Origin of the sequence: Shewanella sp. UCD-KL21 (genome assembly GCF_001957135.1) — a bacterium.
Lineage (GTDB): Bacteria > Pseudomonadota > Gammaproteobacteria > Enterobacterales > Shewanellaceae > Shewanella.
Window position 1 is genome coordinate 259,932 of the sequence record NZ_MPHK01000002.1, and the last position, 14,028, is coordinate 273,959.

Consider the following 14,028-nt stretch of genomic DNA (forward strand, 5'->3'; position numbering starts at 1 on the left):
ATCAAGTTATTAGAATGCATAGGTATCAATGAATTAGAAATATTGTTTTTCGAGCTGGATTGAATAGTCTTGTGTAAAAATCGCTTTCATCTAGTTTAAAGGTCAAAAAAATCCACAAAAAAGCCTTCTCGTCTGTTGACGAGAAGGCTTTGATTACTTTAAACGAACGACTTATAAAGTCGCGGTAAAGCTTATTTATACTTACGCATAACCAAAGTGGCGTTGGTGCCACCAAAGCCAAAGCTGTTGCTCATCACAGTCGTTAGCTTAGCATCACGATACTCAGTGACTAAAGGAATACCAACGGCTTGTTCATCCAAGGTATCAATATTGATACTTGGTGCAATAAAGCTATCTTCCATCATCACTAAGCTATAAATAGCTTCGTGAACACCGGCTGCGCCTAATGCATGACCAGTCAATGATTTAGTTGATGCAACAGGTGGCATATCTGTCGGGAACACTTCACGCAAAGCTTCAAGCTCACGCACATCACCAACTGGAGTTGAAGTACCATGAGTATTGATATAATCGATTGGGGTATCAACATCAGCTAGCGCCATTTGCATACAACGCACAGCACCTTCACCTGATGGAGCAACCATGTCGTAGCCATCAGAAGATGCGCCATAACCGATGATTTCCGCATAGATTTTTGCGCCACGAGCTAATGCATGCTCTAACTCTTCAACGACAACAATCCCGCCGCCACCAGAGATAACAAAACCATCACGGTCAGCATCATAAGTACGTGAAGCCTTTTCAGGCGTATCATTATACTTAGTTGACAATGCACCCATAGCATCGAAGCCCATGGTTAGGGTCCAATCTAGTTCTTCAGCACCACCAGCAAATACCATATCTTGCTTACCCATTTGAATAAGCTCAGCCGCATGGCCAATACAATGTGCTGAAGTTGCACAAGCAGAACTAATTGAATAGTTCATACCTTTAATTTTAAACGGTGTCGCTAAACAAGCACTCGCCGTACTGGCCATAATGCGCGGTACAATATAAGGGCCAACACGTTTTACGCTTTTTTCACGTAAGGTATCAGCTGCTTGTACTTGGTTTTTAGATGATGCGCCGCCAGTACCGACCACTAAACCCACGCGATGGTGAGAATACTGCTCTTCTGTCAAATTAGCATCACTGATTGCTTCTTGCATTGCGATATAAGCGTAAGCTGCTGCGTCTCCCATGAAGCGTAATGCCTTACGATCAATATGCTCAGCAGGGTTTAATTTGATATCCCCCCAAACATGACTACGTAATTTCATTTCTTCAAATTGATCTGAATGGGTGATACCACTACGTCCAGCTTTCAATGACTCTGTCACTTCTTGCTTGTTATTACCGATGCTAGAAACAACACCTAAACCTGTAATTACGACTCTTTTCATTTTATGCTATCCATTTTGTACATGTCAGTACCTAATTTTGCTGTCGCAATGATATCCGCTTTAGATGAATAAAGTGGTCAGCTTTCAGCAAACACAGGTAAAATAATCTCAATTGAATCATTTTGAGTAACGAACTTTGACCAAATTAACCACTGACTTCCTTTTTATAGACCGAGATTGTGCAACATTTTCGGCCAAATATCCAAGTAGTTACTGTCAAAATCCTGATTATGCCTCTAGCATAAGGCATTATTATCAAACTGTCCTGTCTGATGCAGCAGTCTCAAATAAAACCTTATCGATTGCTCAAATAGGCTTCGGTATTGGTATGGAGCTAATGTCACTATGGCAATTATCTCTAAAAACAAACCAAAAAACACTGCTCAGCATATTTGAACCTAATCCAATAAATTCAGTTGAATTAGCCTCTTTACATCAACATCTTGATAAACAAGATCCATTTTATGAATTAGCCTTAGCCCTTCAGCAAGCTTGTATCGCCAAAATATCTGGCTGCCAAAGGTTGGTATTAGCCAAAGGTTTATTCACTGTTGATTTGTATTTCGGTTCATTGTTAGAAAATTGCCAAGGTATTCCCAACGCCGAAAAAATGTTGATTTCACACTGGCATTGCTTACCTGATACGATTACAAGCCAATATATCGATCAACACCTTAGTGAAAAGTTACTGTGGCAAATGGGCAGACTGAGTGAAGATACAGCCAACATTCACTATTTTGACTCTGCCAGTGACAATGATAACGCAACTCGCTTTAAACAACTGAGCCTATTAGCCAGCAAAACAGGCTTTGGCGTTAACAATATTTTTAACGCAAAAAGTGAATATCAACCAGATCCTCAAAAGCACGATATTATCGCCTTACAAGAGCGCCAAGCGCTGCGCCGCAGTACTGATAGCCATTACGCCTATTGCTTGAGCCCCTGCAGTGAACACCATCAAAGCAGTGACGACACTATCGCCATTATTGGTGGTGGTATAGCTGCGGCCCATTTGGCGTTATCACTGATTGAACGTGGGCAAAGTGTCACTATTTATTGCAAAGATAGCCAATTGGCTGATGGCGCATCGGGTAATAAGCAAGGCGCTATTTATCCCCTACTGACGCCTGATAACAATTTGATGAGTCAGTACTTTCAACAAGCTTTTTTATTCAGTCGCCGTAGGTTGCAGCAATTAACAGACTTAGGCCATCAAGTTGATCATCAATTTTGCGGGGTGTTACAAACTGGGTTTGATGAGCGCAGTGATGCCAGACTGAATAAAATTATGCTTGGTCAGCAGTGGCCAAAAGAAATCGCCTTTAGTGTTAATCCTGAGCAAGCAAATCAATTGGCAAAAATCGACATCAACAAAAATGGCTTTTACTATCCTTGGGCTGGTTGGATTTGTCCTTTTGAATTTGCCCAAGCAGCCATTAACCATGCCTGTTCAGTTGCAGAAAAAAATGGCTGCAAATTAGTGATTAAGCTTAACACTAAAATCAACAGCCTTGAGCGCGACAAAAGCTCAATACAAGACGACAAAGCGCCCTCCCAGCGTGCTTACTGGCAACTTAACGCCAGTCATGACAATGAGCAACATGATAGCTTTAAGCATAGTAAAGTCGTCATCGCTTCAGGGGCGCAATTAACTGAGTTTAAACAAACTAAGTCATTACAGGTCACAGGCTTTCGCGGCCAAGTGAGCCATATACCCACCCAAGGTGAACTGGCGCAACTTTCTACTGTGATTTGTGCCCACGGCTATCTCACCCCAAGTAATAATCAACGCCACTGCGTTGGTGCAAGCTATGTAAAGTCGCCCGATAATCTAGACTATTGCCCCACTGAGCAATTAGAAAACGCCCAAAAAATGCATCAGAGTTTTCCTGAGCGTAACTGGCTTAAAGATATTGATGTATCAGCTGCCAGCGCCAGAGTGGGCGTTAGAATGGTTACTCGTGATCATTGCCCTATGATGGGACTAGCCCCTAATGTTGAAGCCATTTATGCCCAATATAATCAGCAGCCATTAGAGCAACATCAGCATAGCGCCGCGAGCCGAAAATTTTGGCAGCAACACCAAGCGCCAAGCTATGATAATTTATTCATCTTGGGCGGACTGGGCTCAAGAGGCTTAAGTTCTGGGCCTTTAGCTGCAGAGGCATTAGCAGCAATGATATGCAATCACACGCCACCACTTAGCTATGACATGCTGGCAATGCTTAACCCCAATAGAATGTGGTTACGGAAATTACTCAAAGGTAAAGCATTAAGCTAACTGAGCCTTTTAATTCAATCGACAGAGATAACAATGAATCATCTAATCCACCAAGCTTACGAAGGCGAGATTTACGGCATTGCATTTTTTAGTTACTTTGAAAATGTTGATGATAATAGCGAGCAAAACAAGCTTTGGAAGGCGTTAGTTGAAGTAGAAACGGTTACCGCGGAGTTATTACTAAAACACCTTTTAACGCAGCCTCAAAAATATGTATTTAACACCGCTGAATTAACCTTTCAAGGTGATGAGGATGCCAAAAAGTGGAGCGACTTAACTTGGCCTGAACTAATGCAGACCTTAAGCCAATGGGTTGAACCTTATGAAGTAAAATACCGACAATGGTTACTGCAATGTCAGCTTCAAGATAGTCAAGAGAGCCGTCAATTAGCACCGATATTTGAACTTATAGCAGAACATGAGACTGCAATTTATCACTGCTTACAAGCTGAGCTAACTCGAGCCTATGCACAAGCAGCAACACAAGTAGCAAAACAAAAAAGTGGCTTGGAATATTTAAGCTCTTTTTTGAATAAATACAACAAATAGCCACTTAAATAGTCACTTAAATAGTCACTTAAATAGTCACTTAAGCATCTAAATATCAGATATAAAAAAGCTCAATAGGACTTTATCTTATTGAGCTTTAGTTACTATCAGGTGATTAACGCTGATCCAATTAACGGGTTACTTTTTTAGCCACGTTTTGACTTTGGTACGATTATTATTATCGCGACTTTCACGAATAAGTTCATCGTCAGCTGCTATTTGAGTACTTTTTGATAAGCGGTCATAAAGCAATACATTCACTGACGCAGCTAAGTTCATACAACCAACCGTTGGCACATAAACCACATCATCCGCGGCATCAATAATTTGCTGAGGGATGGTGCCATCTTCAGGGCCAAAAATATAAAATGCGTCTTGCGGATGCTCAAACAAAGGCAGCGGCGTAGCGCCAACCACTAAATCAACACAAATGATTTTGGCGCCTTGAGGCACTTGTTCAAGTAACGACTCTACCGCGGTGAGCGGGATGGTTTTAGCGGCATTTTTGGTATCGATGTCATATTGCGCTTCACCAGAACGTGCCGCCAATGCATAACGATTACCGGTGTAAAAAACCGAATTAGCTCGGTAACAGCCAGCAGCGCGCATAATGCCGCCAACATTGACTGGAGTCTTGGGGTTAACTAACCCAATTGAAACAGTTTGCTTAGTCATAGCTTATTTAATGTCGCTAATAATTTGACGAAGCTGCAGCCATGCAGCCTTTACTAGACTGAAATCTGCTTCATCTAGTTCATCGTTAGCCAGAGCTAAACAATCAACCATTTTATCATCTAATGCATCGATGCCAGAAGTCTGCTCTTGCTCAAGCTGTGACAATACAACAGCGATATGGCCTTGCAAATAACCACTGGCAAATAACGCATCATCATCGCCATGGGCAACGTTACTTTCAATCCATGACTCTAATGCAGCATCATATTTTTCTAACATGGTTTAGCTCTCCGATAAATCTGGATTTGCCACTTGGTACATCACGTAATCGTGGTATCCAGTAACAATTTTATAATAGCCCGTAAGCTCTCTATCTAATTCTGGGTCGCCACTATCCACAATTAATGGCCTGCCTTCAAGTGCTTTTAACTTAGTTTTTGTGGCAAGGATAATAATATTGTCTTTACCTACTTGTTTTATTAGCTCTGCAGACAACTGCTGATTACCTCGACCCAATATGTGGCCTTGACCGCCAATGAGGGTAATAACCAGTTTTGTGGGTTTATCCTGAGTAAGCTCAATTAACTGCTTGGCGGTAACATCACTGGCTACTAGGGTTTGATTTTTAATAACATCAACCCCTAATAAGGTGTTATCAATATTGAGCTCTTCCATTAACGCAGCAACAGTAGAGCCACTGCCAATGATATACAGCTCATCTTCCATCTGGTTAATCACGTCAGCGGCAATATCAGCTAACACCAGTTCATCGACTTCCTTGCCGCCCATCTTGACAGCTTGAATATAACGAGGCTCGGCAGGAACTTGCATTTCACCGTATCGTTTCGCTTTTACCACGCCTTGCCTGAACGCCACTTCATCAATATCCATCACGTCAGCGTCCATCAAGCTCACCAATTCACGCTTTAACAGCATTTCAACCACCACACCGGCAGCATGGGGCGTAATGGCATATACACCTGAGTGAATTTTAACCCCAGCGGGTACCCCTAACACAGGTAAAAGCGCAGTCTCATCTTGCTCAATGACACTGTAAATATCTCTGGCAGTACCGTCACCACCGGCAAATAACAGTAAATCTAACGATTCATTGATCAGTGCTTTAACCGCTAATTGAGTGTCTTTAGCTTCGGTTATATTCGCTGACTGATACACACATTCAGTATTAAACCCAAGCTGTTGGGCTAAATCATGCCCCATGGCACCTGAGGCGGTAATAATATCGATTTGGTCTTTAAATGGCAGCACAACCGCTAAAGCTTGTTGCATTCTAAGCTGCGCTTTGGGCTCAGCGCCTTTTGCAATAGCTTGCGCCGCAACGCCATCAGAGCCTTTTAACCCGACACTACCCCCTAAGCCAGCAAGGGGATTGATAATCAAACCTAAACGAAAACGCTTCACTAAATAACGTCCTTTTTGTTCTCTGAAATGGCCATAACGGCAAGCATAGATAAAAATGCACACATAGCGGCAAAAATCCAAGTATTGGTAGAGCCTGAACCATCACCCCAAATAAGCCCGCTTATCCAAATACCAAGTGCACCACCAAAACCAAAGCTGATACTGGCGTACATGGCTTGACCTTTGCTGCGATGGGCAATGTCAAAGTTGCGATGAATAAACTGAATAGAAGCCGCATGGGTTAAGCCAAAAGTGAAGGCATGCAGCGCTTGGCTTATGGATAATATCAAAATGCTATCAACCCCATAAGCTAACAACAACCAACGAACAGCCGTTAATGCCACACTGAGTAGCAGTAATAATTTAACCCCAAACCGCCCCAGTAGCCTTGGCGCTAACATGAACATTAATATTTCGACTACAACACCAAAAGCGACAAATAACCCCGCGCTCGCTTCAGAGTAACCCGCTTGTTTTAGGTAAAGTACGAAGAAGCCATAAAATGGCCCAACACTCATCTGCAATAATAAGGCTGAAACTAAAAACCAAAAAATGGGGGCGGTAATTTTTAGAGGTGGCCTTGACGATGCATCAGCAACTTTGACTCGATTAGCAGGAAGCGCCAAAGAACACAAAAACATACCGATGAATAACAGCATGCCAATTGAAGGTAATATGTCAGCGCCAAACTGGCTGATAGCAAAGCCACCAGCTACCACTAAACAGATATAACCGACACTGCCCCAGCTTCGAATCGCGCCATATCGATGTGCTTCAGCACCTAAACTTTCAAGGGTGATCACTTCTAACTGAGCGAGAATAGCATTCCAAAAAAAGGTATAGATAAACAAGCTAATGGCAAGATAAACCACTCCCGCATCAAAGAAAAAGCTGATGTAAGTTATCGCAGCGGCTGCCGCTCCAAATTTAACTAACTCACTGCGCATGCCCGTTCTATCAGCGACAAGCGCCCAAACGTTGGGGGCAATGATGCGTGTTCCCATGACGATTGCCATGAGAAAACCAATTTCTTGCGCATTGTAGCCTCGGTTATCGAAAAACACACCGAGATAAGGAACCATTAAACCGAGGATGGAAAAGAAAAAGAAATAACAAGCACTGAGCCAAACTGCTTTTGGCTCAGTGCTTAACAAATTAGGCATTACTTCATTCCGATAACAGGGGTTTGGGAAACCACGTCCTGATTTTGCGCGCGATGACGAAGTAAGTGATCCATCAATACGATAGCCAGCATGGCTTCAGCAATAGGTACAGCGCGAATACCAACACACGGATCATGACGGCCTTTCGTGACCACATCAGCTGTGGTGCCTTGGGCTGTCATACTTTGACCTGGCACTGAAATACTTGAGGTTGGTTTTAAGGCAATATGCGCGACAACGGGCTGACCAGAAGAGATACCGCCAAGTACGCCGCCTGCATGGTTAGACTCAAAACCCGCTGGCGACATTAAATCACGCCCTTCTGAACCTTTTTGGGTTACCACACCAAATCCATCACCAATTTCAACGCCTTTAACCGCATTGATCCCCATTAGGGCATGGGCAATATCAGCATCTAAACGGTCAAATACTGGCTCGCCTAAACCAACAGGAACACCTGTCGCTGCAACGGTAATTTTGGCACCGACTGAATCGCCTGATTTTTTCAAATCACGCATGTATTCGTCTAGTTGCTCAAGTTTACTGGCATCAGGGAAGAAAAAGGCATTTTGCTCAACTTCATTTAAATCAACTGATTCAGCGCAGATAGGACCGAGCTGAGACATGTAACCATGGATTTCAATACCATGAACTTGCTTTAAATATTTTTTAGCAACAGCGCCAGCTGCAACTCGCATCGCCGTTTCACGGGCAGATGAGCGTCCACCACCACGATAATCACGCAAGCCATATTTTTGCTGGTAAGTGTAATCAGCATGTCCAGGGCGGAATAAGTCTTTAATATTTGAGTAATCTTGGCTACGTTGATCGGTATTTTCAATCAATAAGCCAATCGATGTACCGGTAGTTTTACCTTCAAATACCCCTGACAAAATACGCACTTCATCAGCTTCGCGGCGGGCGGTGGTATATCGAGATGTCCCAGGGCGGCGACGATCGAGATCATGCTGCATATCTTCAACGGTTAATTCAAGCCCTGGAGGGCAACCGTCAATAATACAACCTAACGCGACACCGTGACTTTCTCCAAAGGTAGTCACTACAAAATTTTGACCAATACTATTTCCTGACATGCGCTCTGATTACCTCAGCTAAATTTTATGCTAATAGCTATTATTCACTATCCCTATTATTCACTATCTTTGTAGATGGCGAAAAGTGATTCATTTTCAACTAGCTGATCATAAGTCAGTACAAACACACCGTCGCCACCGTGTTCAAACTCAACCCATGTGAATGGTACGTCTGGGAACTGCTCAATCAAATGCACCATTGAGTTACCCACTTCAACCACTAATAAACCGTCTTTTGTTAAGTAGTCAGCGGCATTCGCTAAAATGCGCTTGGTTAAATCTAAACCATCACGACCCGATGCAAGCCCAATAGCAGGCTCATGATGATATTCATCTGGCATATCGCCAATATCTTCTTCATCTACGTATGGTGGATTAGATACGATCAAATCGTACTGCGGCCCTTTTGGGATAGCAGAAAAAATATTTGACTGAATAGGGAAAACGCGGTCTAACACATCTAAGGATTCAATGTTGATTTGGGCAACTTCAAGTGCATCTTCACTGATATCTAATGCATCGACTTCTGCATCTTCAAATGCATAGGCACACGCAATTGCGATACAGCCACTGCCAGTGCATAAATCCATCACACGATGAACAGGCTTGTTATAAAGCCAAGGGCTGAAGTTATTGTTGATCATTTCAGCAATTGGAGAACGTGGCACTAACACACGCTCATCAACGAAAAACTCTAAATCAGCAAAACGTGCTTTATTCGTTAAATACGGCACAGGTAAACGCTCACGTACACGGCGAATAATCAACTCAACAATTTTATGCTTTTCACTGCTGGTTAAATTGGCATGAACCACTTGCTGGCCGATTTCTTCAGGAAGGTGCAGTGCGTAAAAAACCAAAGCAATCGCTTCGTCCCAAGCATTATCAGTTCCGTGACCATAATAAATGTTGGCATCGTTAAAACGGCTAACGGCCCAACGTAACATATCGCCAACGGTTCTTAATTCGGTGACAGCTTCATCTACAAAGATTTTATCCAAAACATCGCTCCTGAAAAATTGTTCCCGCACATTGTAACTGAAGTCTATTAAGATGACCTAGAATTCAATACAATAGCAGCATGAATAAAGAAAATAACCCTGACTTTGCACTGTTTTCAGAGCACTTGGATGGTATTAGGCCATTAAACCAAGATAAGCATCATTTTAAACAGTCAGTCAAAACTAAACAACAAGTCGAAATCAAAGAACAGCAGGTTTATGCCGACAGTTATTTTTCAGATAACTATCAACCGCTACTCCCCGTTGAAGGGCCGATGCGCTGGTTAAACGATGGTGTTGAAAAGATTGAATTAAAACGACTTCGCCGTGGTGATTACCAACCTGACTTGTTACTTGATTTACATGGCATGCGACAAGCTGAAGCGAAACTTGAGCTTGCAGCCTTAATACAAGCCTGTGTGAAACAACATGTTATGTGTTGCTGCGTCATGCATGGTTATGGCTCTGGGATATTAAAACAGCAATTACCTATGTGGCTGGCCCAACACCCAAAAGTCAAAGCCTTTCATCAAGCCACCAAAGAATGGGGCGCTGATGCAGCACTATTAGTATTAATCGATATTGGTGAACATCCCCATAGAAGATAGCGGCTATTTACCGTTAATATCGACAAGCATTTAAATGATTAGCTTGAGTCAAAACTAAAAAAGAGCCTTAACAGGCTCTTTTTGTATATTAAACACTCAACCAAAATGCAATCACTGCAGTTACCAAGCACTCATTGGAAGAACTTAAGCGCTTATTTGAGTTGGGGTTTGCATTAGCTCAAAATGAAAACCGTGTTCGTTTTTATCAATCGATGCAATAGCCGATGTAGCAAATATCGGAGGCTCAATACCTGCAACTAATTCACTGACCATATAACCTAGAATAGGCATGTGAGCGATAACTAACACCTTTTGAGCATGGTAATGTTCAGCATACGCTAAAATAGCATCGACAGCGATTTGAGGGCTGCCAGAAGGCGTTATATCATCTAACACTAACCATTTGTTTGGTTCCGGTAGATGTTTTGCCACTTCTTGCCATGTTTGTTGTGCCCTTAGGTAAGGACTTACTAGCACTAAGTCGACACTGTTTACTTTCTGCGTTAACCAATTGGCCATGGTATTTGATTGATTACGCCCAACTTGAGATAACATACGCTCTCTATCAGATGGGGCGTCAAAACTTGCTTCACCATGGCGCATTAAAAATAGCTGCATACTTCTCTCGCTACTCATTATTATAGTGTTTATTGGCTAATTGTAGCCTTAAATAATTCATCCACAAAGAAACTATGAAGTAAAATTAATTAGTCTTTAGTCGATGTTTTTATGAATTTTATGCCTATTATTCTGAAAAGCTATTAAACTCTTCCAAGAGTGTGACTAAAAGTTGCTAAAAACCGCTAACAATATCACTATATATATTCAAACTACTTTTTTAATAGCTGCAAAGTGAGCAACAAAGAACCCAAGTAGTTACTCAAGTCGTTATACAGTGCCTTCTCATCTGGAGCATTATCTTGACCATAAAACCAGACACTACACAGCCTGAAATAGTGAAAAGCCCAAATGATCATCGCCAATACCAATATATGGTTTTGGAAAATGAATTGCGGGTGTTATTAGTTGAAGATACCAAGACCACCCATGCGGCAGCGTCCATGACCGTATCTGTGGGTCACTTTGACGACCCCACTTCACGACCCGGCATGGCGCATTTTTTAGAGCATATGCTATTTTTAGGCACTGAAAAGTATCCAGATTCTGGTGAATATCATCAGTTTATCAATCACCATGGTGGCACCAACAACGCTTGGACAGGCACTGAACAAACTAATTTTTTCTATAGTATTGATGCAGAGCAATTTGAAGAATCTTTAGACCGATTTAGTCAATTTTTTATTGCCCCTAAATTCGACTTAGAACTCGTTGATAGAGAAAGACATGCCATTGATTCTGAATACAGTTTAAAGCTTAAAGACGATATTAGACGGGTTTACCAAGTACAAAAAGAATCAATCAATCCAGCACATCCATTCAGTAAATTTTCAGTGGGTAACCTGCAGACCTTGGCAGGCGATGAAGCAGATGTGCGCCAAGAGTTACTGGATTTCTATCAAGAAAAATACAGCGCCAATATTATGACACTATGCCTAATATCGCCGCTATCGTTAGACCAGCAAGCTGAAAAAGTACAACACTATTTCAGTGCTATTAATAATAAAAAGATAATAAAGAGCTACCCTGATACTCCTTATTTAAGCCAAGAGTTATTACTAAAAAAAATTAATATCATGCCAGTAAAAGAGCAAAAGAGGCTCAATATTAGTTTTGCCCTGCCTAGCATGGAACCTTTTTATAAAACCAAACCACTGACTTTCATTAGTCACTTATTAGGCAATGAAAGTCCTGGTAGTTTGCTGTCATATTTAAAAGAGCAAGGTCTAGCCAACAATTTATCGGCAGGTGGTGGGGTCAGTGGTTACAACTTCAAAGATTACAGCATCAGTATTCAGCTAACCGATAAAGGCTTAACTCAAGTTGATGAAATCGTAACCTGCGCATTTGAATACCTTGAGTTAATTAAAGAGTCAGGCATTGAGCCTTGGCGTTATCAAGAAAGAGCAAGCCTGTTATCTACAGCCTTTAAATTTCAAGAACAAATCAAAAACCTAGATCTTGCCAGCCACCTTAGTATCAATATGCAGCACTATGATGTTGAGGATGTGGTTTACGGTGATTATCGGATGGATAAACTTATTGAGACAGAAACTCTTGAGTTACTTCATTATTTTAAACCTAATAACATGCGTATTCAGTTGCTTTCAAAGGAAGTAAGTACTGACACTCAGGCGCAATGGTATTTTACCCCCTACTCTATCGAGGCCATCTCAGCAGATAAAGTGGCCCATTGGCAGCAGGTAAAACCAAGAAAAGAACTAAAATTACCCCTTAAAAATCCTTTTATCGTTGACGACCCACAAGCTAGAAGTGAACTAAGTGCCAGTGCTGTGCCGACCATAGTGGCTGAGGATGAAGGTTACCGTTTTTGGCATCGTAAAGATGATGAGTTTAACGTACCCAAAGGACACTTATATCTATCCTTGGACTCAGATCAAGCTAGCCCCACCCCAAAGCATGCCGCGTTAACAAGACTGTATGTTGAGATGGTGCTAGATTATCTCGCTGAAGCCACTTATCAGGCTGAAGTAGCAGGACTAAATTATAATATTTACCCTCATCAAGGTGGCATAACACTTCATCTAACCGGCTTTACCGGTAATCAAGAAACGCTATTAGCTTTAGTCATTGAAAAAGCCAGAGAGCGAAACTTTACCCAAGATAGGTTTAAGCTTATCAAAAAGCAGCTTATCCGCAGTTGGACTAACGCCGCCCAAGCCAAACCCATCGCGCAACTCTTCACTAGCTTGACTGTGACACTGCAAAAACGCTCTTACGAACCGGCTAGAATGGCAGAAATGCTAGAGGAAGTGACATTAGATGAGTTACATGAACACGTTGGGGCGTTTTATGAAAAGATTTATGTTGAAGGTTTAGTCTATGGTGACTGGTTAGCGAGTGAAGCCCAGCAGCTAGCGAGACGCTTAAAACAGGTACTATCATTAGTAACAAAGCCCAGTAACGAATCTAGTCGCGAACTCATTAACCTGTCAAATCGCGGCATGTTAATGCGTGAACTCAACATTGAGCATCAAGACAGCGCGATCATTATTTACTACCAATCAAAACAAACAACTCCCCATCAAATTGGGCTGTTTAGTTTATTAAATCATACGATGTCTTCGACATTTTTCCATGAACTCAGAACAGAAAAACAACTTGGCTATATGGTCGGAACGGGCTATTTACCTTTAAACCGGCACCCGGGGATGATTTTCTACATTCAATCACCCACAACTGCGCCACGCAAGCTCCTTGAAGCCATCGATGAATTTATCGCTGACTTTAACTATGCCGTCATGCAGATCACCAAGGGCCAGTGGGAAGCTACCAAGCAAGGCTTGATCAACCAAATTTCAGAAAAAGATGCCAGTTTAAAAAGCCGAAGCCAACGATACTGGGTTTGCCTTGGTAATCGAGATTATAATTTCGATCAAAGGGAAAAAGTAATTGAGGAAATTAAAAAGCTCACCCGCGCTGATTTGATTAAGTTTATCGTAGAGAATATGCGCTCAAAGCACAGTGACCGATTAGTGTTATTTAATGTTGGAGAGCAACATCAACAACTTGAGCCAATCGCCAACACCCATGTGATCACTGACTTGAAAGGCTTTAAACAGCATGCAGAAAAGTTTAATTTTTGAAAAGCATGGTATTTGGCGGCATTAAAATAATCTCGTAAATAATTGTTACTATTTTACAAAGCTATATACAAAAGACCTACAGCAGTGGAATCTGCTAAAAATAACAC

At 41.9% G+C, this 14,028-nt stretch carries 11 protein-coding genes and 1 pseudogene; 4 read left to right on the forward strand and 8 right to left on the reverse strand.

Annotated elements, in window-relative coordinates; all coding sequences use genetic code 11:
• Window positions 1-191: 191 nt before the first annotated feature.
• Window positions 192-1,403 (reverse strand): beta-ketoacyl-ACP synthase I, encoded by a 1,212-nt coding sequence (gene fabB / locus BM739_RS03060; RefSeq protein ID WP_076537142.1) that lies wholly within the window; start codon window positions 1,401-1,403, stop codon window positions 192-194.
• A gap of 136 nt (window positions 1,404-1,539) precedes the next feature.
• Between fabB and mnmC the strand changes: the two genes are divergently transcribed.
• Entirely contained in the window at window positions 1,540-3,684 is a 2,145-nt protein-coding gene (gene mnmC / locus BM739_RS03065) for an FAD-dependent 5-carboxymethylaminomethyl-2-thiouridine(34) oxidoreductase MnmC (RefSeq protein WP_254843449.1), read from the forward strand.
• A 33-nt stretch (window positions 3,685-3,717) separates the two neighbouring features.
• Complete coding sequence (locus BM739_RS03070; RefSeq protein WP_076537144.1) at window positions 3,718-4,233, forward strand: hypothetical protein; 516 nt, start codon at window positions 3,718-3,720, stop codon at window positions 4,231-4,233.
• A 138-nt stretch (window positions 4,234-4,371) separates the two neighbouring features.
• Here the strand turns inward: BM739_RS03070 and BM739_RS03075 are convergent.
• From BM739_RS03075 to prmB, 6 genes and pseudogenes are all read right to left on the reverse strand, one after another.
• Window positions 4,372-4,893, reverse strand: a pseudogene (locus tag BM739_RS03075) (RNA methyltransferase); the annotation flags it as partial.
• Between the two features lie 18 nt (window positions 4,894-4,911).
• Window positions 4,912-5,187 carry a YfcL family protein gene (locus tag BM739_RS03080; protein WP_076537149.1) on the reverse strand — a complete coding sequence of 92 codons (276 nt, stop codon included), beginning with the start codon at window positions 5,185-5,187 and terminating at the stop codon, window positions 4,912-4,914.
• 3 nt (window positions 5,188-5,190) lie between these two features.
• On the reverse strand, window positions 5,191-6,330 hold the full coding sequence (locus BM739_RS03085) for an ATP-NAD kinase family protein (RefSeq protein ID WP_076537151.1): 1,140 nt from the start codon (window positions 6,328-6,330) through the stop codon (window positions 5,191-5,193).
• The gene (locus tag BM739_RS03090) at window positions 6,330-7,493 is read right to left on the reverse strand and encodes an MFS transporter (protein ID WP_076537153.1); all 1,164 of its coding nucleotides are present in this window, start codon (window positions 7,491-7,493) and stop codon (window positions 6,330-6,332) included. Before BM739_RS03090 ends, BM739_RS03085 begins: the two co-directional genes overlap by 1 nt.
• On the reverse strand, window positions 7,493-8,587 hold the full coding sequence (gene aroC, locus BM739_RS03095; RefSeq protein ID WP_076537155.1) for a chorismate synthase: 1,095 nt from the start codon (window positions 8,585-8,587) through the stop codon (window positions 7,493-7,495). Before aroC ends, BM739_RS03090 begins: the two co-directional genes overlap by 1 nt.
• Window positions 8,588-8,643: 56 nt before the next feature.
• Window positions 8,644-9,588 carry a 50S ribosomal protein L3 N(5)-glutamine methyltransferase gene (gene prmB, locus BM739_RS03100; RefSeq protein WP_076537157.1) on the reverse strand — a complete coding sequence of 315 codons (945 nt, stop codon included), beginning with the start codon at window positions 9,586-9,588 and terminating at the stop codon, window positions 8,644-8,646.
• A gap of 80 nt (window positions 9,589-9,668) precedes the next feature.
• Here prmB and smrB point away from each other — a divergent pair, with 80 nt between their 5' ends.
• Window positions 9,669-10,196 carry an endonuclease SmrB gene (gene smrB / locus BM739_RS03105; RefSeq protein WP_076537158.1) on the forward strand — a complete coding sequence of 176 codons (528 nt, stop codon included), beginning with the start codon at window positions 9,669-9,671 and terminating at the stop codon, window positions 10,194-10,196.
• A gap of 144 nt (window positions 10,197-10,340) precedes the next feature.
• Here the strand turns inward: smrB and sixA are convergent, their stop codons facing one another.
• Window positions 10,341-10,814, reverse strand: coding sequence for a phosphohistidine phosphatase SixA (gene sixA / locus BM739_RS03110; protein ID WP_076537160.1), 474 nt, complete (start codon window positions 10,812-10,814; stop codon window positions 10,341-10,343).
• Between the two features lie 374 nt (window positions 10,815-11,188).
• Here sixA and BM739_RS03115 point away from each other — a divergent pair, with 374 nt between their 5' ends.
• A complete protein-coding gene (locus BM739_RS03115) occupies window positions 11,189-13,921 on the forward strand; it encodes an insulinase family protein (RefSeq protein ID WP_076537343.1) in 2,733 nt (910 codons plus the stop codon).
• Window positions 13,922-14,028: the final 107 nt, after the last annotated feature.